This is a genomic window from Brevibacillus sp. FSL K6-0770 (genome assembly GCF_038000275.1).
Classification (GTDB): Bacteria; Bacillota; Bacilli; order Brevibacillales; family Brevibacillaceae; genus Brevibacillus; species Brevibacillus parabrevis.
This window is the reverse complement of sequence record NZ_JBBOBQ010000001.1, coordinates 49,329-75,167: the sequence shown is the minus strand read 5'-3', so window position 1 is coordinate 75,167 and position 25,839 is coordinate 49,329. Positions and strand designations below refer to the sequence as shown.

The 25,839-nt window shown below is 49.6% G+C and carries 33 protein-coding genes and 2 tRNA genes; 16 read left to right on the top strand and 19 right to left on the bottom strand.

Annotation, left to right across the window (positions count from 1 at the left end; genetic code table 11):
- The first annotated feature begins 89 nt into the window (after positions 1–89).
- Positions 90–980, top strand: a complete 891-nt coding sequence (locus NST23_RS00480) for an EamA family transporter (protein ID WP_280649218.1) — start codon at positions 90–92, stop codon at positions 978–980.
- Between the two features lie 54 nt (positions 981–1,034).
- Here the strand turns inward: NST23_RS00480 and NST23_RS00475 are convergent, their stop codons facing one another.
- On the bottom strand, positions 1,035–1,691 hold the full coding sequence (locus NST23_RS00475; protein ID WP_122966049.1) for a DedA family protein: 657 nt from the start codon (positions 1,689–1,691) through the stop codon (positions 1,035–1,037).
- Between the two features lie 25 nt (positions 1,692–1,716).
- A complete protein-coding gene (locus NST23_RS00470) occupies positions 1,717–2,304 on the bottom strand; it encodes a class I SAM-dependent methyltransferase (protein WP_122966050.1) in 588 nt (195 codons plus the stop codon).
- A 241-nt stretch (positions 2,305–2,545) separates the two neighbouring features.
- Between NST23_RS00470 and NST23_RS00465 the strand changes: the two genes are divergently transcribed.
- The gene (locus tag NST23_RS00465; protein WP_122966051.1) at positions 2,546–2,854 is read left to right on the top strand and encodes a DUF4870 domain-containing protein; all 309 of its coding nucleotides are present in this window, start codon (positions 2,546–2,548) and stop codon (positions 2,852–2,854) included.
- A gap of 91 nt (positions 2,855–2,945) precedes the next feature.
- On the opposite strand, the gene NST23_RS00460 is transcribed toward NST23_RS00465, so the two are convergent.
- From NST23_RS00460 to NST23_RS00425, 8 genes are all read right to left on the bottom strand, one after another.
- Positions 2,946–3,581, bottom strand: coding sequence for an NAD(P)-dependent oxidoreductase (locus tag NST23_RS00460; RefSeq protein ID WP_122966052.1), 636 nt, complete (start codon positions 3,579–3,581; stop codon positions 2,946–2,948).
- Positions 3,582–3,812: 231 nt separating this feature from the next.
- Positions 3,813–4,202 (bottom strand): rhodanese-like domain-containing protein, encoded by a 390-nt coding sequence (locus NST23_RS00455; protein WP_063230290.1) that lies wholly within the window; start codon positions 4,200–4,202, stop codon positions 3,813–3,815.
- Between the two features lie 21 nt (positions 4,203–4,223).
- Positions 4,224–4,490, bottom strand: coding sequence for a metal-sensitive transcriptional regulator (locus NST23_RS00450; protein WP_063230289.1), 267 nt, complete (start codon positions 4,488–4,490; stop codon positions 4,224–4,226).
- Positions 4,491–4,585: 95 nt separating this feature from the next.
- Positions 4,586–5,068 carry a DsrE/DsrF/DrsH-like family protein gene (locus NST23_RS00445; protein ID WP_122966053.1) on the bottom strand — a complete coding sequence of 161 codons (483 nt, stop codon included), beginning with the start codon at positions 5,066–5,068 and terminating at the stop codon, positions 4,586–4,588.
- A gap of 92 nt (positions 5,069–5,160) precedes the next feature.
- Positions 5,161–5,949, bottom strand: coding sequence for a sulfite exporter TauE/SafE family protein (locus NST23_RS00440; RefSeq protein WP_122966054.1), 789 nt, complete (start codon positions 5,947–5,949; stop codon positions 5,161–5,163).
- Positions 5,950–6,273: 324 nt separating this feature from the next.
- Complete coding sequence (locus NST23_RS00435; RefSeq protein ID WP_122966055.1) at positions 6,274–6,498, bottom strand: sulfurtransferase TusA family protein; 225 nt, start codon at positions 6,496–6,498, stop codon at positions 6,274–6,276.
- 22 nt (positions 6,499–6,520) lie between these two features.
- Positions 6,521–7,672 carry an MBL fold metallo-hydrolase gene (locus NST23_RS00430; RefSeq protein WP_340962957.1) on the bottom strand — a complete coding sequence of 384 codons (1,152 nt, stop codon included), beginning with the start codon at positions 7,670–7,672 and terminating at the stop codon, positions 6,521–6,523.
- A 14-nt stretch (positions 7,673–7,686) separates the two neighbouring features.
- Entirely contained in the window at positions 7,687–8,271 is a 585-nt protein-coding gene (locus tag NST23_RS00425) for a sulfurtransferase TusA family protein (RefSeq protein ID WP_217023302.1), read from the bottom strand.
- Between the two features lie 293 nt (positions 8,272–8,564).
- Here NST23_RS00425 and NST23_RS00420 point away from each other — a divergent pair, with 293 nt between their 5' ends.
- On the top strand, positions 8,565–8,993 hold the full coding sequence (locus NST23_RS00420) for a DUF4275 family protein (RefSeq protein ID WP_173598004.1): 429 nt from the start codon (positions 8,565–8,567) through the stop codon (positions 8,991–8,993).
- A gap of 53 nt (positions 8,994–9,046) precedes the next feature.
- Here the strand turns inward: NST23_RS00420 and NST23_RS00415 are convergent, their stop codons facing one another.
- From NST23_RS00415 to NST23_RS00405, 3 genes are all read right to left on the bottom strand, one after another.
- Positions 9,047–9,472: a toxin-antitoxin system TumE family protein gene (locus tag NST23_RS00415; RefSeq protein ID WP_173597994.1), complete on the bottom strand. Its 426-nt coding sequence runs from the start codon at positions 9,470–9,472 to the stop codon at positions 9,047–9,049.
- A complete protein-coding gene (locus NST23_RS00410; RefSeq protein ID WP_340962954.1) occupies positions 9,469–10,158 on the bottom strand; it encodes a hypothetical protein in 690 nt (229 codons plus the stop codon). The genes NST23_RS00415 and NST23_RS00410 overlap by 4 nt, the downstream gene beginning before the upstream one ends.
- A 176-nt stretch (positions 10,159–10,334) precedes the next feature.
- A tRNA-Ser gene (locus NST23_RS00405) sits at positions 10,335–10,423 on the bottom strand.
- A 159-nt stretch (positions 10,424–10,582) separates the two neighbouring features.
- On the opposite strand from NST23_RS00405, the gene NST23_RS00400 reads away from it, so the two are divergent.
- The gene (locus tag NST23_RS00400) at positions 10,583–11,302 is read left to right on the top strand and encodes a pseudouridine synthase (RefSeq protein ID WP_063230283.1); all 720 of its coding nucleotides are present in this window, start codon (positions 10,583–10,585) and stop codon (positions 11,300–11,302) included.
- A 61-nt stretch (positions 11,303–11,363) separates the two neighbouring features.
- Here NST23_RS00400 and tadA read toward each other — a convergent pair whose 3' ends face one another.
- Positions 11,364–11,843 carry a tRNA adenosine(34) deaminase TadA gene (tadA, locus tag NST23_RS00395; protein ID WP_217023333.1) on the bottom strand — a complete coding sequence of 160 codons (480 nt, stop codon included), beginning with the start codon at positions 11,841–11,843 and terminating at the stop codon, positions 11,364–11,366.
- Positions 11,844–12,128: 285 nt separating this feature from the next.
- On the opposite strand from tadA, the gene NST23_RS00390 reads away from it, so the two are divergent.
- From NST23_RS00390 to nagE, 6 genes are all read left to right on the top strand, one after another.
- Positions 12,129–12,626: a ribonuclease H-like YkuK family protein gene (locus tag NST23_RS00390; RefSeq protein WP_063230282.1), complete on the top strand. Its 498-nt coding sequence runs from the start codon at positions 12,129–12,131 to the stop codon at positions 12,624–12,626.
- Positions 12,627–12,977: 351 nt separating this feature from the next.
- Positions 12,978–13,838: a glucose PTS transporter transcription antiterminator GlcT gene (gene glcT, locus NST23_RS00385; RefSeq protein ID WP_340962952.1), complete on the top strand. Its 861-nt coding sequence runs from the start codon at positions 12,978–12,980 to the stop codon at positions 13,836–13,838.
- A 146-nt stretch (positions 13,839–13,984) separates the two neighbouring features.
- Positions 13,985–14,482, top strand: a complete 498-nt coding sequence (locus NST23_RS00380) for a PTS sugar transporter subunit IIA (RefSeq protein ID WP_063230280.1) — start codon at positions 13,985–13,987, stop codon at positions 14,480–14,482.
- A gap of 40 nt (positions 14,483–14,522) precedes the next feature.
- Positions 14,523–14,786 (top strand): HPr family phosphocarrier protein, encoded by a 264-nt coding sequence (locus NST23_RS00375; protein WP_063230279.1) that lies wholly within the window; start codon positions 14,523–14,525, stop codon positions 14,784–14,786.
- 27 nt (positions 14,787–14,813) lie between these two features.
- On the top strand, positions 14,814–16,523 hold the full coding sequence (gene ptsP / locus NST23_RS00370) for a phosphoenolpyruvate--protein phosphotransferase (protein WP_340962950.1): 1,710 nt from the start codon (positions 14,814–14,816) through the stop codon (positions 16,521–16,523).
- A gap of 151 nt (positions 16,524–16,674) precedes the next feature.
- Positions 16,675–18,114: an N-acetylglucosamine-specific PTS transporter subunit IIBC gene (gene nagE / locus NST23_RS00365; protein ID WP_173598000.1), complete on the top strand. Its 1,440-nt coding sequence runs from the start codon at positions 16,675–16,677 to the stop codon at positions 18,112–18,114.
- 371 nt (positions 18,115–18,485) lie between these two features.
- Here the strand turns inward: nagE and NST23_RS00360 are convergent, their stop codons facing one another.
- Positions 18,486–18,704, bottom strand: a complete 219-nt coding sequence (locus tag NST23_RS00360) for a helix-turn-helix domain-containing protein (protein WP_122966066.1) — start codon at positions 18,702–18,704, stop codon at positions 18,486–18,488.
- 167 nt (positions 18,705–18,871) lie between these two features.
- Here NST23_RS00360 and NST23_RS00355 point away from each other — a divergent pair, with 167 nt between their 5' ends.
- Positions 18,872–19,234, top strand: a complete 363-nt coding sequence (locus tag NST23_RS00355; RefSeq protein ID WP_122966067.1) for a helix-turn-helix domain-containing protein — start codon at positions 18,872–18,874, stop codon at positions 19,232–19,234.
- A gap of 120 nt (positions 19,235–19,354) precedes the next feature.
- Here NST23_RS00355 and NST23_RS00350 read toward each other — a convergent pair whose 3' ends face one another.
- Positions 19,355–19,702 carry a winged helix-turn-helix transcriptional regulator gene (locus NST23_RS00350; protein ID WP_122966068.1) on the bottom strand — a complete coding sequence of 116 codons (348 nt, stop codon included), beginning with the start codon at positions 19,700–19,702 and terminating at the stop codon, positions 19,355–19,357.
- 200 nt (positions 19,703–19,902) lie between these two features.
- Here NST23_RS00350 and NST23_RS00345 point away from each other — a divergent pair, with 200 nt between their 5' ends.
- Positions 19,903–20,313: a DoxX family protein gene (locus NST23_RS00345; RefSeq protein ID WP_122966069.1), complete on the top strand. Its 411-nt coding sequence runs from the start codon at positions 19,903–19,905 to the stop codon at positions 20,311–20,313.
- A gap of 54 nt (positions 20,314–20,367) precedes the next feature.
- Here the strand turns inward: NST23_RS00345 and NST23_RS00340 are convergent, their stop codons facing one another.
- Complete coding sequence (locus tag NST23_RS00340) at positions 20,368–21,024, bottom strand: hypothetical protein (RefSeq protein ID WP_173597999.1); 657 nt, start codon at positions 21,022–21,024, stop codon at positions 20,368–20,370.
- A 48-nt stretch (positions 21,025–21,072) separates the two neighbouring features.
- On the opposite strand from NST23_RS00340, the gene NST23_RS00335 reads away from it, so the two are divergent.
- Positions 21,073–21,240 (top strand): hypothetical protein, encoded by a 168-nt coding sequence (locus tag NST23_RS00335; RefSeq protein ID WP_167470366.1) that lies wholly within the window; start codon positions 21,073–21,075, stop codon positions 21,238–21,240.
- An 88-nt stretch (positions 21,241–21,328) separates the two neighbouring features.
- On the opposite strand, the gene NST23_RS00330 is transcribed toward NST23_RS00335, so the two are convergent.
- Positions 21,329–22,468, bottom strand: a complete 1,140-nt coding sequence (locus NST23_RS00330; protein ID WP_309539279.1) for a hypothetical protein — start codon at positions 22,466–22,468, stop codon at positions 21,329–21,331.
- Positions 22,469–22,508: 40 nt separating this feature from the next.
- On the opposite strand from NST23_RS00330, the gene NST23_RS00325 reads away from it, so the two are divergent.
- From NST23_RS00325 to NST23_RS00315, 3 genes are all read left to right on the top strand, one after another.
- Positions 22,509–22,772 (top strand): hypothetical protein, encoded by a 264-nt coding sequence (locus NST23_RS00325; RefSeq protein ID WP_309539280.1) that lies wholly within the window; start codon positions 22,509–22,511, stop codon positions 22,770–22,772.
- Positions 22,773–23,085: 313 nt separating this feature from the next.
- On the top strand, positions 23,086–23,967 hold the full coding sequence (locus tag NST23_RS00320) for an ABC transporter ATP-binding protein (protein WP_173599953.1): 882 nt from the start codon (positions 23,086–23,088) through the stop codon (positions 23,965–23,967).
- A gap of 398 nt (positions 23,968–24,365) precedes the next feature.
- Positions 24,366–25,574: an ABC transporter permease gene (locus NST23_RS00315; protein WP_340962947.1), complete on the top strand. Its 1,209-nt coding sequence runs from the start codon at positions 24,366–24,368 to the stop codon at positions 25,572–25,574.
- 86 nt (positions 25,575–25,660) lie between these two features.
- On the opposite strand, the gene NST23_RS00310 is transcribed toward NST23_RS00315, so the two are convergent.
- A tRNA-Arg gene (locus NST23_RS00310) sits at positions 25,661–25,737 on the bottom strand.
- Between the last annotated feature and the right edge of the window lie 102 nt (positions 25,738–25,839).

The following is a 25,839-nucleotide window of genomic DNA, read 5'->3' as shown; positions in this document are numbered from 1 at the left end:
TTTTCTTTACACTGGACAAATGGACAAAGTCGTCCTGCACATATTATCCTAGCTAAGGGTCATTTACTTATATGTAAGGAGATACATGAATGAAATATATCCTTCTCGTATTTTTAGGAGCGTGCAGCTACGGGATTTTGTCGACGATTGTCAAGCTTGCCTACGGGCAGGGGTACTCGCCAGCAGAGGTCATCGGCGGACAAATGTTCTTCGGGCTTGTGCTCACCTGGATACCTGCTCTCTTTTTCTTGCGGACAAAACCGGGGAAAAAACAACTGCTGCTTTTAGTCAGCGTCGGTCTGGCTATCGGTTCGACGGGGATTTTGTACTACAATGCCCTCCGGTTCATTCCGGCGTCCATCGCCATCGTCTTGTTGTTCCAGTTCACCTGGATGGGGGTCTTGGCCGAGGCGATCATGACGAAACAGATGCCCGACAAACCTACGCTGCTCTCGCTCGTGCTGCTCCTGTTCGGCACATTGCTTGCCGGCGGAATTTTTGAAACAGACGGAATCGCCCAGTTTCATATCGCGGGTGTCGTGCTTGGCCTGCTGTCTGCCGTCTCTTACACCATGTTTTTGCTGTTTAGCGGCAAGGCGGCGATCGGCCTCAATCCTTGGGTGCGCAGCGCGAGCATGTCTACCGGCTCCTTTTTGCTGGCTGGACTGGTTTACACGCCCGTGTTCCTCTGGAACGGCGCACTCTTGGACGGATTGTTCCCTTACGTCTTCCTGCTCGCTTTCTTCGGGATCTTCATTCCGACTGTTTTCTTCAACTTCGGCGTTCCGCATACAGGGCCGGGAATGGCCGCGATTTTGGGAGCTGCCGAGTTGCCGATGGCTGTATTCTCGTCGTTCATCATTCTCGGTGAAACCGTGTCGGCGCTGCAAGTGACAGGTGTGGTCGTCATCCTGCTGGGCATGATCCTCCCGGAATGGTTGCGCCAACGTCACAAGCGCCTGAAGTCTTCGCTCAGCTAAGCATGCCAAAAAACCCATCCTTTGCAGCCTTTTTCTGCAAGTGGATGGGTTTTCTCATTCGTTCCCTTCGCGTTCGACCGTCAGCGAGCGCGCGCTTGAAGCCTCGCTCTTTTGCCTTTTCCAAAGCGTATACCCGTAATAGCTGATGGCAGCCAGTATGACCAGTCCCACTGCGGTGACGACCATCGTCTGGTTGAACATCCCGACAAATGCATTGAGATTCTCCACATTGTTGCCCATCAAATTCCCGGCAAAAAACAGAACCAGTGTCCAGACAAGCCCGGTCGTGTAGGAAAACAGCGCGTAGCGGCGAAACGTCATCTTGCCAATGCCGACCAAATACGGAACCACATGTCGGACGACCGGCAAAAAGTAGCTGATGCACAAGGCGTAGCTGCCATAACGGTCGAGCAGCGCCTGCGCCCGGTCCACGTACTTGTTCATTCCTTTTTTCTTGCCAATCCAGTTCAATGCCGGAGCACCGAGCCATCTCCCCAGCACATATCCTAGCGACAGCCCGGAAACAACCCCCAGATAAGTCGCGACAAAAGCCGGAAAAACATGCAAAATCCCGAGCGAGGTCAATACTCCCGCAGACAGGACAATCACTTCGTCAGGAATCGGCATACCGACAATTCCTAGCCAGAGCATGAAAAAAAGAGCAAAATACCCAAACTGACCAACTGATTCAGTCAGCATATCCACGATCATCACGTTATCCTCCTATACGGGCAGGCTACCCGCGCTCTTTGCGGCATACATACACAAATGCCGGCGGAAGGTTGAGAGGCACCAGCTTTACTGTCACGTTTTCAAAGACGGTGGACAGCTGCTTCTTCATTTGGAGAGAGTATTGAAAGGCGACAAATACCCCGCCCGGCTTCAGCGCAGCGTAAACCTCTGCCATGATTTGATCGCGCAGCTCCTGCGGGAAGTTGGCAAAAGGCAACCCCGACACGATACAGTCCGCTTTGCCCAAGCCGGCATCGGCGAGTACACGCGTCAAATCGACGGCATCCTCATGGAAAAGGGCGTTAGGGAAAAGCGTCTCCAGCCTTTGGCGCATCTTGCTCTCTTTTTCAAAGGAAACCAGTGTGGCCTCCGGTCGCTTCATCTGCTCAATCCAGGTCGTAAAAATACCTGTGCCCGCGCCCAGCTCCACAATCGTATTGGCCTGACTCCAATCAATCGGATTCATCATTTGCTTTGCCAACGCTCGGGAGCTAGGTGTGATGCTGCCTACTTGCCCAGGTGACTGTAAAAAGTTGTAGAAGAACATCAACCGATCCTTGATGCTAACCGGATGATGACAATCGATCATCATGTTTCAAACGCTCCCTTCGTTGTATGCTTATCATTCATCATATCCAAAAAACATTTAGAATTATCTTTCCAAAAACGAAAGATTTTCTTAATACTATAACAGTAAACGATTGGAAATCAAAACACCTCCGTCTATAGTCGGAGCAAGAGATCACGCTTTTGATGGTTACGAACAGCTCTGCTTGTGCGTTACAATAGCTTCAACAACATCATTCGTCATACACGACGAGGAGGACTATTCTATGGATTATAGAGGTGTAAAAGCAATTACCCACGCCAGTGCATTCTTCGCACCGTTTTTAGTGCCAATCGTAGTCTGGCTGCTGATGCAAGATCGTGAGGCGAAAAATATGGCTCTCCAAGCCTTGCTGTTCCATCTGTTTATGAGTATTCTCATCAGCATCTCCTGGTTTTTCGTTTTCGTGCTGATCGGAATCCCGTTCCTGATCGTATTTGGCCTGATGGCGCTTTACTACCCGATCAAAGGGATCATCTACTCCTTGCAAGGACGACCGTTCCATTACCCAATTATCGGCTCTATTGTCAGATAAGGACAGCGAGACAGCCGTTTCGCACACAAAAAAAGACCAGCGCGCCCGATCCGGGATGGCTGGTCTTTTCTGCATGCCTGACTCTATTTTGTTAGTTGGACCCAACGGTGAATCGTTGGTTGAGGTGTTGCGGATTTTCGATTTCATCAAGAACGGCAATGGCGTAGTCCGCGTAGCTGACATAGCTTTGTCCGCTTGCATTGACGAGCAAATGATCTTTGCCAAGCTGATAAGTGCCTGTTCTGGCTCCTTCTGGATCAAAGAAAGCGGATGGACTGATAAAGGTCCATTGAATCCCCGTCGTTTCTTGCAAAATGCGCAAGTTTTCTCCCTGGTTTTGCGCTGTTGCCAGGTAGATTCCCGGAAAATCAGGAGTTTCCATGACACGAGTCGTCTTCGCTTCGTCTACGAACAAGCTCCCTGCTCCCCCTACCACAAGCAGACGAGTCGAAGGTGCTCCCTTCATCGCTTCGATCAATACGTTGCCAGCCTCGACGTGCAGGTGTTCTTTTCCGGCAGGAGCGCCAAATGCATTGACTACTGCATCAAAGTCTTTCAAATCGGCTGCTGTCAGAGCGAACACGTCTTTTTCCAGAACAGCTGCTTTCGGTTCGTCGATTTTGGATGCGTCACGAACAACCGCTGTCACCTGATGGCCGCGATCCAACGCTTCCTTCATGATCCATTTTCCTGCTTTGCCGCTTGCGCCTACGATTGCGATTTTCATTGTTCTATTCCCTCCATGTATTTAGATTGAGTCACCAAAACTCGGGTTATGAATGATAGGCCGCCACTTTAGTTGTAACTAAACAAGTTACATCGGTTGCAAAAAAATAATGGCCTGGGCTTGCTCGTCTTGTTGTAATCATTTTAGTTACAACCAAGTCATCTGTCAAGCATGTATTTTTTGTGCAAATGAAAAAGCACCCGCTTTCGCAGATGCTCGTTTCTTTTTTCGTTACTTTTGTTTGGTCGGTCCTTGCCAGGTGACCAGTCCACCCTGAAGGTGCGCCATTTGCGTAAAGCCGTGTTTTTTCAGGATTTTCGCCGCTTGCTTGCTGCGCATCCCGCTGCGGCAGTACAACAAAATATCGTTTTTCGGGGAAACTTCCTTCACCCGGCTGTTCAACTGGGACAGAGGGATGTTGACGGCTGTAGGAATGTGACCCTTCTTGAACTCGTGTGGCTCGCGCACGTCAATCAGCATCACTCTGCTTTTTTGATTCACCCGCTCCTTGAATTGCTCGGCTCGCAGGTTTTCCAGCCCTTTTACAGGCATGAAGCGGGAAATCAAATACCAAGTTGTCAATGCATACACAATAATAAGCAAAATCGTCGTGAAGTCCATTTGAACATCCTTCCTAGTGAATTAGCGACTTTTCACCAACAGCTCTACCGCTTCTTTTACCATCTTGCTTGTGTCGCCTCCGAGTGCCTGCTCCTCCAACAGACAGCGCTGCAAATTCTCCGCTACGATCTGCGCGATTGCCTTGTCAGACGCGTTGCGGACAGCAGATAGCTGGGCGACTACTTCTTTGCAGCTTTTTTGCTCGTCCATCATTCTCAACACGCCACGGATTTGTCCTTCAATTTTTCGCAAACGTCTTTTAATATCGTCACCGTAGTTGTAATCCATGTGAAGTCCTCCCGTTTTTAGGATCGCGGATACGTATACAGGTATATTATGCAAAAGACAGGCTTTGTCAAGCAAGCCTGTCTGCTTTTCACCTCTTAAATAAAGAGGTTCACCTTCGCCTGTGTCGCATCGCCCAAGTAGGCTGCCACGCCCGCGTACTCCATTCCGTCCAGCAATTCTTCCTGCTGCAAGCCCAGCAAATCCATCGTCATCGTGCAAGCAACCAGCTTGACTCCTTGCTCCTGCGCCAGCTCGATCAGTTGGGGCAGCGTCAGGGCATTGTGCTTTTTCATGACATGCTTGATCATTTCCGGGCCCATCCCCAGCATATTCATTTTGGACAACCCCAGCTTCTGCGCCCCTCTCGGCATCATCCAGCCAAACATTTTCTCCAGCCAGCCTTTTTTGACTTTGACGATCTCGTCCTTGCGCATCGTGTTCAAGCCCCAAAAGGTAAAAAAGATCGTGACGTCGTGATCGTAGGCAGCAGCCCCGTTCGCTATGATAAAAGCCGCGATCGCTTTATCCAAATCGCCGCTGAAAAGAACAATCGTCGTTTTCTCTTTCTGGTTTTCCATCGTTAAGCCCTCCCGTTAAATACTGTTACTCCTATAGGTATAAAAATGAGCGAAAAGAAGCCGCTCTCGACTCTCCATGCTTCTTTTCTCACTTACAAAATATCGCTCCACACTTTGATCGCCGTAGCGCAGATCAGCACAATCAGACCGTACCGCAAATATTTGACATCGATCTTGGCGCTGACCACACTGCCCAAAGGCGCACCCAGGACACTGCCAATGACCGTAAACAGGACCGGAACCAACGGAATATGTCCCGCGTACAATTTGCCTGCGACACCACCGATGGCGGAAATGAATACGATAGCGAGTGACGAGGCAATCGTGACGCGCGTAGGAATCTTGAGGATCGTCAGCATGATCGGGATCAGGATGAAGGCACCCCCCGCTCCGACAATTCCGGAGACAACACCTACCACAAAAGCGATCGGGATGGCGACGAACCGATTGTAGACGATCTCTGCTGCCTGCTCCTGAGTCCCTTTGTTTTTCTTCAGCATCAAAATGACCGCTACGACAGCCAATATACCGTAAACGAGGTTGATGCTGTCACCAGACATGTATTTGGAAGCCAGGCCACCCAACAAACTTCCTGCCAGGATGCCGATTCCCATATCTCTGACCAGTCCTTTATGCACCAGGGGCGACCCTTTGCCATTTCGCTTGCGAAAAGCGATTACCCCTGACAGCGAAGCAAAAAAGACCTGGAACATCGAGATCGACGACACCTCCTGAGCGGAGAAATGAGCCAATCCAAGGCCTGCCGGAACAAACAGCAGCAATGGATAATTGATAATCGCTCCGCCAATCCCCAGCATCCCGGAGAAAAAGGAACCGACAAATCCTAGAGAAATCATGAGTAAATACAGCAAGACGTCCATATGCCCTCCCCGCATTCTCCGCCCAAATCGCACAAGAATGCCGTAGCCACTTTTCAAATGCGCATTTTTCAGGTACAATAAAAACCAAGTAAATAACTATGATTAAGGTGATTTAAATGGTTCGTTATTTAAAAGCCATTTTTCAACATCGCTGCCCTGTCTGCAAAGAACCTCTGCGTTCTGTGCGAAGCCACTTGCTTTGTGAAAAGATTTGCCCGAACGGCCATTTTCGCGAAGAAACCTACCCCGACCTCGGCGTTCGCATTGTATATGAAAATAAGGACTAAGCGAACACTTCTGCATCGTGCCCGCTTAGTCTTTTTCTTACAGCTTTTTCACCAGGAACTTGTATACGCCGTTCTCCAACTCATGAGACACCAGTTCGTTTTTCGACTGCTTCACCCATGCCGTAAAATCATGGAGCGACCCTTTATCGGTAGAGAGCACTTCCATGGTCTGTCCTGGCTGCAACGTATCCAGCGCTTTCTTCGCTTTGACAATCGGCATCGGGCAAGCAAGACCTTTTGTATCCACAACAACATCTGCCATGTCGTTTTCCCCCTTGTTGATTTTATTTATCGTGAACCGCGCAACGGTTCGGTCCCGTTTCCATCTCGCGCTGTTCTTCTTCATCAGGCTTCAATCTGCCCATGTTTACTTGACGAATTTCCTGATAGGCGTTTGGCTGCGGCGGCAGCTCCTCGGTAACCGTGCGTCTGAAGTCGCCTTCATCGGCGATGTTCAACCCTGGATTGTTGCGGTACAGATCGCCCAAACGTGCTGAGACAACGCCGTTTGTTCCCAGCTCCACATAGCTGCCAAAATGCGCGGGCAGTACCAGGAGATCTTTTGACAGCTCCTGATAACGATTATACAGGGTGTCACGCAGGTCTCCCACCCAATCTTGCGCTTTGCCAGCCAAATCCGGCCGCCCGATCGATGCCACAAACAAAATGTCGCCTGTCAAAAAGTAGGTGTCATCTACAATCAACGACGTACTCCCGATCGTATGTCCCGGGGAATAGAGCGGCAAAATGGAGATGCTCGTGCTGCCGACTTGAATGCTTTTTCCTTCCTCCAGCTTTTCGTAGGCAAAAACGACTTCTTCCGCGTCCTTTTCCGGCAGCCAGTAAGTAGCTCCTGTGCTTTCGGCGAGCTTTCTGCCACCGGAAATATGGTCGGCATGCAAATGGGTGTCGATCGTATGTTTGATGGACAAGCCACGCTCTTTGGCAAAAGCTTCGTACACGTCTGTCATGCGTACCGAGTCAACGACAGCTGCTTCCTGACCGGAGACGATCATGTAGGACAAGCAGCCTTTGCCTATCCGGACGAATTGATAAATTTCCCCGCCGTCGCGCAAATCCCCCACTTTGACAGGCGCGAGATGCTCGCTCCACTGCTTCATCCCGCCTTCGAGGTAGTACACGTCATGAAGTCCGGCATCCGCCAGTTGCTCCGCTACAAAAAGCGAGGAGCCTTCCTTGGCGCAAACGACCAGTATTTTTTGGCTGGCAGGAAGCTTCCCGACGACAGCCTCGACTCCATCGATCAGCTCGAAGTACGGCACATTGATGGAGTCTACCCGATGGCCTTCGATGCGCCAGTCTTGGTAATCCTCCTGGTTGCGCACATCAAGAATAAACAGCTCCTCCTGGGCAAACAGCAATTCAGTCAAATCATGCGCCGACATTTTTTGTACCTTTCCTTGTTGGTTGCTCATTGCTTATCTCCTCCTCACTGTTTTTCTACCGGGCCAACCCAGCGGGCCATGCCCGGCACGACGTTTTTTACTCGCGAAAAGCCTTTGTCGGCAAGCAGCCGGCAAGCGAGATCGCTGCGGTTGCCGGAACGGCAGATGACAAAAATGTCCTGATCGGTCGGCAACTCAGCCAATCGCTGCTCCAATACCCCCATAGGTATCGATTTGGCCACAGAAATACGCTCGAAGGCATATTCGGCAGGCTCCCGCACATCGATAAGCGTAAACGGCTCGCCGGATTGCAGCTTCGCTTGAAGTTCTTCGTTCGTGATCGTATGCGGATATTTCGTCTCGGCCTTCGTCTCCTGCTGGCTTGCTTTTCTAAGGAAATGCTTCAAGACTTCTCCCTCCTGAACGGTGCCCAAATACTGATGCCCTGTGCTGTTTGCCCAGCCTTTCATGTCAGCCAGCGAGCCTTTGTCAGTCGCTTGCACCTCCAGAACCTGGCCGGGAGCGAGTTGCTCCATCGCCTTTTTGGTGCGAACGACAGGCATCGGGCAAGCCAAGCCTTTGCAGTCCAACATTTTATCAACGGAAAAGCTCGGTTGTGTCGCAGACATGTTGTGTTCCCTCCTAAAAGATTTGCGATGTATTGCAATGGGATGGTCGGTGTTTTTTGTTTTATACATATACCCCTATAGGTATTATAGTATGTAGCGAGCTTCTCTTTGTCAACAGGCAATTGAACTTCTTCTTCTTCGTCGATGCTTTGCTTTCCAGGTTGTTTGGCGGTTGGCATGCGGCGGATACCGGCTGGCTATACGTGAATCTCTTTGTGTGACAAAGCAGGTGGTCTAGTCGTCCCCTTTTTAGAACGGCAAAAATGTTTCAGTTACTTCCACGGAGGCACACGATGAAACTGACGGACTGCATTAAGGAAAAGAAGCTAAAAGCAACGGAATTGGAAATATGGGGGCCTTATTTGCGCAAAGAATGGGAGAATCATTTTGCCTCGCATTTGTCTGAGGAAGAAAAGCAAAGGATTAACCTGAACCGTCGTGGCGGCTTCCAAGGCTATCTGTGGCACTTGTTCAGCTATCGGATGCGGGACTGTCTTCAGCGGGAAGAAGCGGATCAAGCTTTTCGCCAGGTGTCCGGCGAGTCTTGTTATGTGTTCTATCAGCTTTCCAACAAGGTGTGGATCATGGAAAGCCCGTCGCAGCTATCTGTAGAGGATTTGGCAGAGGAGTGCGATGTGTATGTCGTCGACAAGCAGTTTACGTGGACGTATGTGAGGACTCATGAAAAGGAATGGTGCGGGCCTTATTTTTGCAGGAGATGATGATGCAAAAAAGACAGTGTTGAACTCACTGTCTTTCTGTCCTTTAAAAAGCATTAGATTTGAGATCGATTGGGCAATAAATAAAATAAAAAAATTCCCTCAACGATGGAGAACAAATCGTTGTAATAATAATTGGGGAAACGTGTTTGATTGGTCAATTTGGCATACTCTGGCGGGTGGACATGATACGGTTCCGTTGCTGTCTGATACGACTCATCTTCGTGTGGCTCGCCATGATACTTACCCAATACTGTTTTATCGTCCGCGGCAATCCAATCGTACCAATATTCTTCGATGCACTGTTGTTTATTCAGCTTTTCCGTTACATATAATTTGGAGCTGTCAGAGAAGACAATGGTTGCTCGTTGGGCGTATATCGAACTTGGCATGCCTGTACTGTCGGTATTCCGTATGAATTGTATCGCATGACCGAAAGTCTTTTTTAGCACCTCCAAATTTGTAGCAGGGTTGCCGATCATAAATCCCCAATCTCTTTAAGCAGAGACTTCCATTCTTTCCCTTCCCTCGCCCAAATCCAATCCTCGGAATCATCTGGATTTCCTTTTTCGACAACTACTTCGTGATACGGCTTTCCGTAACGTTTTTCATAAAAATCTATCGTCTCTACGATAAAACGGATGCGATGCAAATTTCCATCTTGGATGGATGTCAACGTCTTTTCTATTTGTTCTTTTTGCTCATAAATCTCTGCAAATTCCCGTACAGGTATTCTTTCTTCTGAAGGTGAGACCCACAATGTGTTTTCAGATATGCGAGCTTGCTTGTTTCTCTGAGAGCGTTCTACGCCGATAAAACGCCCTGCGTAAATCCAGTTATTTATTGTCGTAATGCTGACTCCGAAAATTTTCGCCAACTGGCCTGTTGAATACGTTCTCCCAAATTCTTCTTCTTGAGCAACATGCATCAATATTGCCCCAAGCTTTTGCAAATCTTTTTGTATTTCAGCATGAATTGTCTGATTCGGATATTGGTCGAGAATTTTCTTTACCTGGCTCTGGAGCTCAACCGATATTGGTGTCGTTTTTTTTATGACATTAAACAGCACTTTGAGAGTAGCTTCAGCTTTTTCCGGATCGCTGCCTACCTCTGCAATAACACGTTCAAATGTTTTTCTTTCTGCTTCACTTATAGCCATATACGTCACCTCACTCACCCCCTATTCTAATCAAACTGCAAGTAAACTACAAGAAAAACTGCAACACAACTGCAACCTTCTTTTCTCAATATAGTCAAGGCTTTGCGCAATTATCCCTGTTCTCCACTGCCTTTTTTGACAACAAAAAATGACCCAACGGAATTATCCGTTGAGCCACTTGTAAGCGGAGAGAGTGGGATTCGAACCCACGCACGCCTCACGACGCCTAACGCATTTCGAGTGCGTCCCCTTATGACCACTTGGGTATCTCTCCATGAATGGTTTGTCAGAAACATTATTAACTATAGCAAATCTGCGCGAAAAGTGCAAGACTCAACTTGTACGCTTCCCCTTGATTTGCTCGCCGCATTAGGCCAAACTATTAACAACACGAGTCAGGTTTTTTTGACCAGAGGAAAAGTGAGGAACATACATGAAACGAGAACGTTTGGACAAGGTGCTGGCGAATATGGCGTTTGGCACGCGCAAGGAAGTGAAAGCGCTGGTGAAGCAAGGGCTGGTTGTTGTGGACGGCGTAGTCGCAACCGATCCTGGCATGCACGTCGTAGCCGAAGAACAGGAAATTACCGTGGACGGAGAGCCGATCAATTTCAAGCGCTGGGTGTACGTCCTGCTGAACAAACCCCCTGGGGTAGTTTCCGCTACTGAAGATAACGTGCATCAAACTGTAGTCGACCTGCTTCCCTACGAGTGGGCGGTCAAGGTTCACCCGGTAGGCAGACTGGACATCGACACAGAGGGCCTTTTGCTTTTGACCAATGACGGACAGCTCTCCCACAGTCTGCTCTCCCCGAAGAAAAAAGTGGACAAGGAGTATTTTGCCCGCATTGATGGCGTCGTTACCGAGCAACACGTCCGGGAATTTGCCAAAGGCGTTGAACTGGAGGATTTCACTACCTTGCCTGCCAAGCTGGAAATTCTCTCGTCCGGTGAAGTCTCCGAGATTCGCGTCACCATTATGGAAGGAAAATTTCATCAGGTCAAACGGATGTTTGCCGCCTTCGGTCTGCATGTCGCCTATCTGCAACGCATTCGCATGGGCCCGCTCCATCTCGACCCGGCACTCGCTCCCGGCGAATACCGCGAGCTGACCGAAGAAGAACTGAACCTGCTGCAAAATGTAAACAAATAATACGTCTGCCCGGCATGTTACGTAAGAAACAGTACCGGGCGATGCCCGAAAGACAGTTGGATCACTTTTGATCTGACTGTCTTTTTTTGCGCAAGCCGCGGAAAAAATCTTTGAGCATCTGGGCGCACTCGTCTGCCAGGACTCCTTCCACCACCGGAACCTGATGATTGAAGCGCGGCTCAGCAAGCAAGTTCATCAATGTCCCGGCACATCCTGCCTTGGGATCGCCTGCGCCGTACACGACCTGCTCGATGCGGCTCTGCACGATGGCACCCGCACACATGGGGCAAGGCTCCAGCGTGACGTACAGTGTGCAGCCGATCAGCCGCCAGCCGCCCAGTCGCTCGCTCGCCTCGCGGATCGCGATCATTTCCGCGTGCAAAGTCGGGTCTTTTTGCGTTTCCCGCAAATTGTAGCCGCGGCCGACGATTTCCCCGTTGCGGACGATGACTGCCCCGATTGGCACTTCTCCGATCGCCGCTGCTTTTTGTGCTTCTTCCATCGCCGCTCTCATATATTCTTCGTGTTTACCTGATTCCATCACGATTGTAAAAACTCCTTTATAGATGTTTTCCGATTGCAGTCACACATAATAGCCGCTTTCTTTTTCCCGGTCAATTCTCAGCTTGCTCGCAGGCAAAACGCCACAAGCGCGATTCCATTCACCAGACATTCGCCGCATAAAAACAGACGCGTGCCAATCAAAATGTTGATTCGCGAAGTTTTTGTCCATACCTGTTCACATACTCTCTGCCAGATTACATACATTAATGATGTACGGAAGATGTTTGTAATTCACAGATAGCCTCTATCTGGAGGGATGCGAGTGGGCTTAACCTCTGCAAGCACGTTGTTTGATCGTTTTCACAGTCCGACGAGAGGACAGCTGGCAAAAGAAGACGTATTTTCCCACATTGAACAAACCATCTCGTCGATGGCAGGTCCATTCGAGATTATTGTGGGTGCCGATTCCCAGCTGAAAAGTCGCGGAACCTTTTTCGCCCTGGTCATCACGGTTATTCGACCCGGACACGGTGGGACCTTCTTTTATCACAAGTTTCAGGAACGCCGTTATTCATCCTTGCAGCAGCGCATTTTCCAGGAAGCCATGTACGCGGTAGGCTTGGCAACTGAAGTCCGCCAATATTTGCGCGATCATCAACTCGATACTCCGATACGTCTGCACTTTGACATCGGTGCCAACGGGCCTACCCGCAAGTTTATCCAGGCGTTGCTGAGTTTGGCTGAAACCAATCACTTCCGGGCGGAAATCAAGCCAAATTCTTTCTGTGCTTCCACGATTGCCGACAAGTTTACCAAGTAGTGAAGATCTTGATTCTTCCTTGAACAAAGCGTGCAGGCGGACTGCTTCGGACGCATCCGCCCGCTTTGTTTGAGTTCTTTTCCATAGGCGGTTCACGTACTTCTGGACAAGCAGGGGGAAATCCTGCTGCCAGAATCAGCGAAAATACATATACTCTCTTCTATACTCAACCATAACTTTCCGATGCAAACAGGGTGATTGACAACGCTTGTGAAGCTGAGCTATTATAAGCATTAATTGAAGCGTTTTCACAAGGCGTGTTACTGGTAATGCAGGCATGAGCCGAGAAGATCTTTTTAATTGTTAAAAAGGTTTTTTCGGCTCTTTTTTGTTTAAAGGTGGTGGAATGGCTTGTCCCGTGAACAGGAAAAAACATATGCGATTACGCGTGTGTTGAACCATAATGTCGTACTTGTGGAAGAACCCGGCACCAAGCTGGAAATTGTGCTGTTCGGAAAAGGAATCGGATTTGGCGCAAAGCCTGGGAACACCATCCCCGCCCATGACCCGCGTGTGGAGAAGCGCTTCAGGCTGGAAAATGAAAACCATCAGAAACAGTACCAAACGATACTCAGTCAGGTCGATCCTGCCGTGGTAGGAATAGCCGAAGAGATTATCGCGCTTATCGCCAGTGAAATTACCCCGCAACTTAACGAACACGTCCACGTCGCCCTGCCCGACCACATCCAGTTCGCCATTTACCGCCTGCGGAATGGCATGGAGATCGTGAACCCGTTCCTGTTTGAAATCCAGACGCTCTACACCAAAGAGTACACGCTGGCAAAACGGGCTGCGGACATGCTCAAGAAGGCATTCGACCTGGATATTCCAGATAGCGAAATCGGTTTTCTCGCCTTGCACATTCATTCGGCGATCAGCTACCTGCCAGTGAAAAAGGCCGTTCAGTTCACGAATGTGATCAGCGAACTGGTCAGCATGATCGAGCAGCGGACAGACAGAACCATCGAGCGAAGCACGGTCGATTACGTCCGTCTCATTACTCATCTGCGTTTTGCTGTAGAGCGCATTCGCCAGCAAAAGACCATTCACAACCCCTTGCTGGACCGGGTCCAAACCACGATTCCGGAAGCGTACGAACTAGCGTCCGAGTTGGCTGCCTATATCTCGAACCGGCTGGAAGTCATAGTCCCGGAAGACGAAGTCGGCTACATGGCCTTGCATGTTTATCGGTTGTTGCAGCAACAGCCTTGAATCAACAACTCAAAATCGATGATAATCCTGCGTGTTACTAGCTCGACTAGGCATGAGCGGTGAGATCATACGGACATAGTAAGTATGTCGTCGTATGCTCAGACCGTCTCATGCCTATTTTCGTTCAGACGCAAAAGGAGGAACTTATGCTACGCAATCTGTTTTCCCGTAAAAAACAACAACAAGAAATCACCTTCCTGGCTCCTTTGACCGGAAGTGTTGTCCCTTTGTCAGAAGTACCCGATCCCGTATTTGCCGGGAAAGTCGTAGGCGACGGCGCTGCGATTTTGCCTACTGAGGGCGTCTTGTACGCTCCGGTTGACGCAAAAGTCACCCATCTCTTCCCTACCCATCATGCGATTGGCTTGTCGACCGACAGCGGTCTGGAGCTGCTTATGCACATCGGGATCGATACCGTGAAATTGCAGGGCAAAGGCTTTACCCCCTTCGTCTCTGTCGGCGACCAGGTAAAAGCGGGCGACAAGCTGATTCAATTTGATATCGCCGTATTGCAAGAGTCCGGATGCCCGATCGTTACCCCGATTGTCATTACTAACGGCGATGTCGTTGCGGAAAAGAACGTCGTGGCGCAAGGAAATGTCGCAGCTGGTCAGCAGCCGCTGATGACAGTCGTCCTGAAATAACCGGATTGGACAAAGAAGCATCTGTTTGGGGGAGGTACACATGATTCAGTTTGAAGTAACAGTCACGGTCGAGGGCGGGCTTCACGCTCGTCCCGCCGCTCTTTTGGTCAATCGCTCGGCGCAAACCCAGTCAAAAATCACCCTGAACAAAGGGGAGAAACAGGTGGATGGCCGCAGCATTTTGGGGATCATGACCTTGGGCGCAACCCAGGGCGACAAGCTGCTCGTATCCGTGGACGGCGCTGACGAGGAAACGGTGGCAGCTTCCATTCAGCAATTGTTTGAGCAATCTTTTCAGAGCTAATTCGCAGCGAAAGAAGGTGAAGCAAACATGTTAAAAGGAATCCCGGTTTCTTCCGGCATCTCGATCGCCCCAGTCGTCATTTTGGCACACGCTGCCCCGTCCGCTCCCGCGCAAACTGCGCCAGCAGACACGAGCAAAGAGATGGAGCTGCTCGCCAGAAGCGTCGAGCAAGCACGCGAGCAGCTGGAAAAGCTGAGAGAACAAACAGAAGAGCAATTAGGCGCAGAAAAAGCAGCGATTCTTTCCGCGCATATGGCTTTTCTGGAAGACCCGGCTTTTGTCGGGGAAATGTCCTCGCTGATCGAAAACAAACAGTTGGCTGCCACCGCTGCTGTGCAGCAAGTATCTGACCAGTTCGTCGGCCTGTTCGAAAGCATGGATGACGCCTATATGAAAGAACGGGCAGACGATATCCGCGATGTAAGCCGCCGCTTGATCCGCAACCTCTCAGGCACAGACGAGGAGGCAGTTTTCCCGGAGGAACCGTTTATTTTGGCGGCGTGGGATGTCACCCCTTCGGAGACGCTTCAACTCCCGCTCGCATCTGTACGAGGCATCGTCACGGTAAAAGGGGGCGCGACCTCGCACGCGGCTATCCTGGCTCGTTCTTTGGGGATTCCGGCGGTCATGGGAGCCGGAGAACAGTTGATGGAAAAAGTCTCTGCCGGAAGCTTGCTGATCCTCGATGGTGCCACAGGCGACCTGATTGTTTCGCCCGACACGGAAACGTTGGCGCGCTACGAGGAAAAGGCCGCCAAGGAAGCAGCTGAACGCGCTGCCTACGCGGCATTGAAGGATTTGCCTGCGGAAACGACTGACGGACACCGCGTTCACTTGATGGCCAACATGGCGGTTCCCGAAGAAGCAGACGCGCTTGCCGCATCTGGCGTAGAAGGCATCGGCCTGTTCCGCTCCGAGTTTTTGTTCATGGATCGCAGCACTTTGCCCGACGAGGAAGAGCAGTTTGCCGCCTACAAGCAAGTTGCTGTAGCCTTTGGCGACAAGCCGGTCATTATTCGTACTCTCGATGTTGGCGGCGACAAGCATTTGCCAGCGCTTGAGCTTCCCCAGGAAGACAATCCGTTTCTCGGTTTCAGAGCGATGCGCATTTCCTTGGCCCGCCCGGAACTGTTCCTGGTTCAACTACGAGCGCTATTGCGCGCCAGTGCTTTTGGACGGCTGCTGATCATGTTCCCGATGATTTCCCACCTGGGGCAACTGCGGGAAGCCAAACGTTTGCTTGAACAGGCAAAAGCCGAGCTGCGGGAAAAAGGCGTCGCTTTTAACGAGCAAATCTCAGTCGGCATGATGATGGAAATTCCCGGTGCCTGCCTGCAAGCTGACGCTTTTGCCAAAGAAGTCGATTTCTTCAGCATTGGCACCAACGATCTCGTGCAATACACGCTTGCGGTCGACAGAATGAACGCGAACGTTGCCGATCTCTACAGCTACTACCACCCTGCGGTACTGCGGCTTATCTCCAACGTCATCGCCGCTTCCCACCGGGCAGGAATCTGGACGGGGCTATGTGGAGAGATGGCTGGCGACCCGCTCGCTACCGAGCTGTTGCTTGGCATGGGCCTCGACGAGTTCAGTGGTGCCGCTTCGGTTATGCCGAAGGTCAAAGAGCGCATTCGCAACACCAGTATGGAAAAAGCGCAGCAGCTGGCGGAGCAAGTTCTTGCTCTTGCGACTGTGGAAGAGGTTGTGGCGCTTTTGCAAGACAAAACCGAATAAACGGTTTTGTCCCTGCCTATTTGAAAGCGATTTCAAATTCATTTTCTTGATCAGAACAGCTTCTCTCCGGCCAATTCTCGTGCCCTCATCTCTTGCATTCATCCGGAGAGCAGCTTTTTGATAGACATCTCATTCTAAGGAGGTTTTTCCTATGCTCGCCTTTTTGCAACGGATTGGGAAAGCACTCATGCTTCCAGTCGCCACACTGCCTGCTGCGGCGCTTTTGCTCCGCTTCGGCGCCATCAACTACGTGACCGAGTTTCATCTCGGAGAATCGGTTGGTGGATTTTTGAACCAGTATATCGCGCCATTTTTGTTTGCAGGCGGATCTGCGATTTTTGACAACTTGCCGCTGATCTTCGCTGTCGGTGTTGCGATCGGACTCGCTGGGGATGCCGTAGCCGCCCTGGCTGCTGTGATCGCCTACATGGTGTTGACCACCGTACTTTCCAAAGTCCCTGCAGCCATGCCGTTCATCGCAGACGACGTCAAGCTGAACATGGGTGTCATTGGCGGTATTTTGGCGGGCGGAGTCGCTTCCTATTGTTACAACCGCTACCATAACATCAAGCTGCCGGAATGGCTCGGATTCTTTGGCGGCAAACGCTTTGTACCAATTGTCACTTCGCTTAGCATGGTCGTCATCGGTCTTGTTTTCGGGATCATCTGGGGGCCGATTCAGGACGCGCTCAACAGTATGGGTAACTGGATTGTAAGCCTTGGCGCTCTTGGAGCAGGTCTGTTCGGCTTCTTTAACCGTTTGCTTATTCCATTCGGTCTGCACCACGTACTCAACGCCATTGCCTGGTTCCAAATCGGTGATTTTACCGATGCAACTGGCAAAGTCGTACATGGCGACTTGCATCGCTTCTTCGCCGGAGACAAATCTGCCGGCATGTTCATGACAGGCTTCTTCCCGATCATGATGTTCGCATTGCCAGCAGCCGCGCTTGCCATCATTCATTCTGCCAAGCCGGAAAAGCGCCAAGCAATCGCTTCTGTCTTCATCGGTACCGCGCTCGCTTCGTTCCTGACAGGGATTACCGAGCCGCTTGAATTTGCATTTATGTTCGCTGCTCCAGCGCTGTACGTGCTTCACGCGATTTTGACCGGGGTTTCCGGGTATATCGTAACGGCAATGGGAATCAAGCACGGATTTGGCTTCTCCGCTGGTCTGATTGACTACGGGTTGAACTTCCCGCTTTCCACCAATGCTTGGTCGATCATCCCGATCGGCTTGGCGTTCGCCGTCGTCTACTACTTCCTGTTCCGCATCCTGATCGTCAAGTTCAACATCAAAACGCCGGGACGAGAAGACGATGACGCCGTTGAAACTACAACTGCCAGCAGCAATTCGACGCAAGACAAGGCGCAAAGGGTACTCGCTCTGATCGGCGGAAAAGAAAACGTCATCAGTGTTGACGCGTGCATTACCCGCCTGCGTCTCGTGCTGAAGGACGACAAAATCGTCAATGAAAAAGGGCTGAGAGATATTGGCGCAGCAGGCGTAATGAAGCTGGGTCAAGGCAGCGTGCAAGTCGTATTCGGAACACAGTCCGAGCTGTTGAAGGACGAAATCAAGAAACTGTAACGTCGAACCAATAAAATAGGCCCGGGGCTGGCATCTGCCGTACCGGGCTTTTTATTATGGGCATGAAGCCTCCTCGTATGAATGATGAAGTCTGATAAGTCCTGCCTTATGAACCCGACACAAGAGGCACATCTTTTTTAATAATGTGGGACATTGGAGCTAACGAGCACTTTCTCTGGGGGGAACATCGCTTGTTGCTCCAGCTCCAACTCAAATCGTACCAACCGATCCATAAACGCTGTGCACGCCGACTTGCTGTAAGGTGCCATCATCTCTATTTCGTACTCCAGCGTTTTTTTCCATACTTCCAGCTGCCTCTTGTTCGCCTCCCACGCTTCCAATCTACCCACCCCTTATCTAATGTATCTTTGCTAAAACAACAAAAAGATAATCATGAACAACTCGTGCAAGCCACACTTGAGTTTCTTTGCCAAAATAGGCAGATGGTTCGCCTTGAAGTCGTATTCGCCTTTTTCGTATTTCAAATACGTGGAAGCATTGCGAAAACCAAGTGATTCCGCCATTTCTTGTAGCGTAAGCTTACACTCACTTCGTCGTTTTGCGATAAAGGGGAGGTTCAGACGCTCCATATCCAGCTTCCCTCCTTCTTTGCAGAAATGGCAAATATTTATAGTTACATGATATCGTTTCAATTTCAGCAAAGTCAACACATTATTTGTCATTTTAGCAATATTGTTTTTTCCGTTATGGAAAATTGTTAGAATGAAATTGCCAAAAACAAAAAGGTGGTTTCACGATGTCCATAGTCGGTCAACGCATAAAGTGGCTGCGCGAGCAAAGGCAATGGTCACAAATTCAATTGGCTGAAAAGCTCGGCATCCATAACACAGTTTTGTCGCGAATTGAATCGGGCGAAAAGAAAGGCGTAGATTTTCACTTGATTTCCAAAGTCGCTGACCTGTTTGATGTCTCGACCGATTACCTTCATGGAAGAACAGATAACCCGACGCCATTCTGGCGGCAAGCATCCGTTCGGGAGACGCCCGTCCCTTTTCTGGATATTGACGGGCTAACGGAAGAGGAGCTTGTTGAGATCAAACGGCACATCGAATTTATAAAGTGGAAGTCAAGACAAAGTGAGACACAAGAAGACAACTAGACGCACATAAGAAGAAAACCCCTGGATTCAGGGGTTTTTTGCATGTATCTCGGTAAGTGCAACCTGAACCCCGTCAACAGCTTGGACAAGGTCTTGCTTTGCAACTGTGTATATTCTGCTCTACTCTACGCTGTGATCTGCCATATCTGCGGCATCAAGCTCGATCCAGCTCTGGGCCCACGATTCGATCCCTTTGATCACTGGCTCCAGAGCCTTCCCCATCTCCGTCAACGAATATTCTACCCGCACCGGAGCTGAGTCCGTAAACACTTGCCGATGTACAAGACCTTCCTTCTCCAAGTCCTTCAGCCGTTCAGAAAGTAGCCTTCCGCTTACGGGCAAGGCCCCTTCCAACGCACAGAAGCGCTGTGGTCCAGAAAGCAGCTGGTATAAGATTAGCCCTGTCCACCGTTTCCCCAGCAGCTGCATCCCTTTTTCAAACTTAGGACAGAGGGAAGACTGTTTCATTGGTATCACCTCATTCTCCTTTCAGTATACCGCTCTTTCTGCATTCCATCAAAATGAATGATTACTTTGTACCTAATAATCTGCACTTTCCAACGTTTGTAAATTTTCCAGATCGTATTGACATAAATAATAATTAATGTATACTTACTAACGAAAAGTAACTACGTTACTGATATAAACTAAATCGGAGGTCATTATACATGGAAAATCGTTTTGAGTGGAGCGCTTTGATTTTACGAATTGTGGTAGGTCTTACTTTTGCTATCCACGGGATTGCCAAGTTCCAAATGGGCTTGGACAATGTCGCCGGATTCTTTGGCAGCCTCGGTCTGCCTGCCTTTATCGCTTACCTGGTCGCGTTCCTTGAAGTTGTCGGCGGGATTGCCCTGATTGCGGGACTTGGCACACGTATCTTCTCTGCCGCCTTGGCTGTTGTCATGATCGGTGCCATTGCCAAAGCCAAGCTGGCGGCCGGCTTCATGGGCGGAGAAAGTGGCGCTGGCTATGAGCTGGAGCTGGCTCTCTTTGCGATTTTGATTGCGCTTAGCATTAGCGGCAGCTCGAAGTTTGGGCTCGATCACATTCTGTTTGGAAAACGATCTGTAGAATAATGAAAAAGCCAGCGGAAGAACTGCTTCCTGCTGGCTTTGCTTTTTTTTGCTATCCTAATCCTGTGGAGACTCATCGAGCATTTTTTTGTTGATGATCCTGATTTTCTCTACAGGCGAGTGTTCGTCCTTCGCACTGATAAATACGGAGTTTTCCCCCGCTTCATAGTACAGGTCAAATTTTTCGTCTACCATGCTTTGCCCTTGAGCAACAGGCGTTCCCAGCTGCTGGCGAATCACATTGAGGTTAGTCTGATTCAAGTGTTCCCCGGCCAGATCGATCGCATAGACGCGGTTTTTCCCATCAAAATAAACAATGCCGCCGGAAAGATTTTCAAAAGCTTGATAACGTCCGCCATCGTAATAATCCTCTTTGATTACACGCCCGTAAAGCTCGATGACCTCTTGCTTGGTCATCCCGATCGCTATGTCGAAACCGTTGATTTCGTTACTGGCGAGCTGCTTCAAAAAGTTGCCGTCGATAATGATTTTGGAGCCATTCGGTGCGTCATCTGTTGTTGTTTCATTTCCTTCTTTTGCTTCTTCTGATCCCTGCTCCGGTTTTGTCCCTTCATCTTGAGGGGCCGGATTCGGCTGTTGCTCTTGCTTCCCTGCTGGCGGTGTGTCTTTCGATGCGACAGGCTCGCTTGCCCCGGGCGAACAGCCGATTACCAACATACTCGCTGCAATCGCCACATAAATAAATCGTTTCAACTGCCATTCCTCCTGTATTCCTTCACATAAAAAATTGAGGTGATACCAATGCGTTTCTGGCTGCTGTTCACAATCATTTGTGTGGCTATCTTGCTGGTTGGAGTGTTGATTGACTGGCGTGCAAAAAGGAAGAAACAAACCTTGCTCATCGACAAGGACAAAAATCACTCGATCGACGAGGGCTACGACCCAAGAAATCGCGATGATCCTATGTAAAGTAAGACGCTGTAAATGCTTGTTCCGTTACCAGCACAGAGATGAACGAAGTCCCATTTTTTTACTGGGAAGCGCTGCTTCATCGCGTTTATTTCTTGCGCGCAACGATTCCTTTTTTGTTCAAGAAAAGCACAAGCCCGATAAGTGCAAGAAGAAGGACAAAAAGACCAAACATCGACCATTTTTTTACGCTCTCGAAGAAGAGTTGTTTCTCTTCTTCTTCCTGAACCGTCTGGACGGCCTGATCGAATGGTATAGTTTCATACTTGCTTGCGTTACTTCTGGTGATCAACTCTACCGTCTGGTTGTCCTTATAATGAAACAGCTTGGGCAAGCCGTTCACTTGCATGGCATAAACTTTTTGCACCGGGACTCCTGACTGCATGATGGCAAGCTTGCTGCTCTCTATGGCTGCCTGGGGAATCAGCATCTGCTCGTAGTCTGCCACCTGGTGCTTTTTCGCTTCTGTGGTGCTGATCAGCTTGGCGTTTTCATTTTCGTCGAGGTAGATGTATCTTTCGATGGAGCCGATCTTTTTGCGGTAAGCCATGTTGAGCGGGAATTGATTTTCCCTCATCTCCTTGATGTACGAATAAAGGATTTCATCGGAAACGAGCAGCGAAGACGCCTCCACGATCGGAACTTTCTTTTTGACAGCTTCATACGCAGGAAAGAATGCCAGCGCTCCGTTCGATTGCAGGAACAGATGGGCTTTTAGCCCGCCATCCTCTTCCACTGTGTAAATTTGGTTGGTCGGGAGGTTGTGGCTGGTGAACTTGTCCCTGTAATAATCGAGCAATGACGCAGACAAAAGTGCCAAATCGTATACCGGAAGCTGGCGCTTTTGCAGTTGGTTTCCACTCACTTCTTCGACCTTCCCGTTCTTTTGCAGCAAAAAGTAACGGTGTTGCCCGTCAATCCAGATACGGTAAATCTGGTTCGGCAGCAACTGATGCTTTTTCATGTCAGCCAAAATATTTGCCTGCATGTCTATAGAAAAAGGGGGATTCGCAGGCAGTAACTGGATCAGATCCTTCCTGACCGCTTCCTCAGGAGGTGCTGGTTGGCTATTGGAGGCGGAGCTGCTTTCTTCGGAAGCAGCATTGGCGTCGGCATTAGCATCGGCTTCGCTCTCCTCTTCGCTGCTCCATTCTTCTTCCCCTGTATCTTCCTCCGCGTTGTATTCGTAGTAATTATCGTCGTCATCATCATCGTCGTCGTGATCCACGTAGTAAGGAGTTGCGCTCTTCGATGTTTTGGATTTTACTTTGCTCGATTTAGAGGTGCTTTTTGAGCTTTTTGTGCTTTTCGAGGACGAGCTTTTGCTGTTGCTCGATGATTTGACGCTTGAAGAGCCGGAACTTTTGCTGGAGGTGCTGCTGCTCGCGGAGCTGGGGCTTTTGCTTGAAGAACTGCTGCTGCCCGAGAAGCTGGAACTTTTGCTTGAAGAACTGCTGCTGCCCGAGGAGCTGGAACTTCTGCTAGAAGAAGACGACCCTGCTGCCGCGTACCCGTCCGCGATGACTAATTGACCCACAAGTGCTCCCGCCAACATTACTATCATCTGTTTTCGCATGTAATGCCTGCCTTTCCAGACCAAAACTTGTCATTCATATTAGAACAAGAAGATATTACCATCCCCCTCCGACGTAACACTACATATTTTTACAAAACTTGCATAATTGTGTTTTCCTCTACCATGACAAACAAAAACAACGCCCTTTCAGTTTTCAATTGCTTGCAAAACAGCTTTGTCATATCATTAAAAACAACCCTGAATACTTTGTTTTTTATCGATCAAATGTCTTTTGGAGTGGAGAGTATACAGAGAGAAGGGATCGGAGCTTGAAACTGGAATTGAATTGTGTCGGCAAGCAGTATTCCCAAGATTTTTGGGCACTTAAAGATTTCAGTTTGCAGTTGAAACCAGGCGTGCTCGGGCTGCTTGGTGAAAACGGTGCGGGGAAGTCCACTTTGATGCGCATCATCTCGACGATTACGAGCGCAACGACCGGCACGATTTTATGGAACGGCGTCGATATTTTTCAAAATCCTGATGCAATTCGTGAAAATCTCGGGTATTTACCGCAAGATTTCGGCGTGTATCCTCACCTCAATGCCGTGGAATTTCTCGAATACATGGCAGCGATCAAAGGGGTCCACAGGAAAGAAGCCAAGACTAGGATTGAGGAATTGCTGCACGTCGTTAACTTGTACGATGTGCGCAAACGGGCAATCGGGGGCTATTCGGGAGGAATGCGGCAGCGTATCGGAATTGCTCAGGCGCTGCTCAATGATCCGAAAATTTTAATCGTAGACGAGCCGACTGTCGGGCTTGATCCCGTTGAAAGGGTACGTTTCAGAAACTTGTTGTCGGACCTCTCCGGTGATCGCATCGTCATTTTCTCCACGCATATTGTGTCCGATGTGGAGGCTACTGCCGAATCCATAGCGATTTTGTCAAAAGGACACCTCCTGCATCATTCCTCGCCGGATGAGCTGCTGGAAACTGTGCAAGGCAAGGTATGGGAATGGAACGTTAGCTCGTCCGAAGTTCAGGAGCTGCGCAAAAAATGGATGATCAGCAGTACGGTTCGCTCTGGTGGCGGTGTTTTGCTCCGCATTGTCTCGGACGAGTCGCCGTCGAATGACGCCCAGTTAGTTTCGCCCGGTATGGAGGACGCCTATCTGCACTGCATTTCCAACCACGGGAAGGTGCGGCAATGAGCAGGATTCGCAAAGTTTATCATATCGCACGAGCTGACCTGTTAGAGCGCACCCGCGGCTATGGATTTTTGGTTACCTTGTTTCTTTCCATCATCGGCGCCTTTCTGTTCGTTCCCAACAGTCAGGCGACATACGCCGTGTTGTTAATAGACCAATATCGCGGTGTCCTTAATTCTGCCTGGATCGGAGCAGCCGTTTCCATTTCCGTCATGAGCTTTTTGACGATGTTTGGCTTCTTTTTGATAAAAAATACGATCGAGCGCGATCGGCAAACTAGAGTCGGCCAAATCATTTCAACGACAACGCTCCGCAAGCTTGACTATATGGCTGGCAAGTTTCTGAGCAACTTTGCGATACTGACGATCATTGTCATTTTGACGTTTACGATGGCCATCGTCATGCAGCTGCTGCGTCAGGAAGACCTGACTATCGACCTTGGCTCGTTTGTTTTGCCGATGGTCATTATCATTTTGCCTGGCATGTTTGCTTTATCCGCACTTGCCGTACTTTTCGAAACACTCCCCGTGCTTCGAACCGGCTTTGGGAACATCTTGTTTTTCTTCTGCATCTGGGCTCCTACTGTGCTGATCAGCATCCCCACCTTTGATATTTTCGGCCTCCCTGTCAGCAGCTTTACCGGAAGAGAAATTTTTAAAGACAGCATCAGTGAATCTTATAAGCACTTGTTTCCCCAAACGCCAGGAGTTCTGTCAGACGGCGTCGTGTTAGTAGAGGAGCCGCTACAAACATTCCTCTGGAGCGGCGTGAACTGGAGTTGGGATATTTTTATCAGCCGGATTTTTTGGATCATCATCGCCATTCCGTTGCTCCTGCTGGCTGCTGTGGCATTTCGTGGCTTCGATAAACCAATAAGAAAATCGGGCAAATGGCAGCTTGGCTTTTTCTCTCGCAAGGAAGTCAGCAGCTATGTGGAAAATGACAAAAATAAATGGATTGAATCGTCAAATGGGCGCGTGGCTGCTTTAAGCAAGGTAACGATGCGGTTTCATGCATGGGATATGTTGAAGGTAGAGTTAAAGCTCATGCTCAAAGGCCAACCGCTGTGGTGGTATGCCATTGCCTTTTTGTTCATTGTTCTTACGCTGTTTGCACCGCTTCCATTGGCAAAAGGAATCATCGCTCCCCTCGCTTGGCTTTGGCCCGTGTTGCTTTGGTCGAACATGGGGGTTAGAGAGATACGCTACAACACGAGGGATATCATTTTTTCCAGCCCAGCCCCTCTGCAAAGGCAAATCCCTGTTTCGTGGCTGGCGGGGTTGATCGTTGCTGTTTTGACAGGCAGCGGTCTTGCCGTGCGATATATGGTGGAAGGCGATGCGAGCGGGTTGTTGGCCTGGGGAATTGGTGCATTGTTTATTCCCTCGCTTGCTCTTGCAATGGGTGTCTGGACCCGCAGTAATAAGGCATTTGAGGCGTTTTATTTGCTGATTATGTTTACTGGTACGTTGAACAAGGAGAAGTGGATGGATTTCATGGGCGTTGTTGACGGGACGATTGAGGCGGGGGTGCCTTATGTTTTTTTGATGGTGACGGTTGGGCTTCTTGTGTTGGTTGTTTGGGGGCGGGGAAGGCAGGTTAGGCGGTAGGTTTTACAGGAGTTGAGGTGAGCATTTAACCGACATAGCATGTTCAAAAAGAAAAAGCCTTGAGAAATCAAGGCTTTTCATCTGCATGGCGTCCCCGAGAGGATTCGAACCTCCGACCTACAGTTTAGGAAACCGTTGCTCTATCCTGCTGAGCTACGGGGACAAGTATGGGCTGTTTCAAAAAGCGGCAAAGAACCCTCTTCTGACACCTCACCTACCCTCTTATTATATGCAGGTACACATCTTTTGGCAAATTCCACGCAAA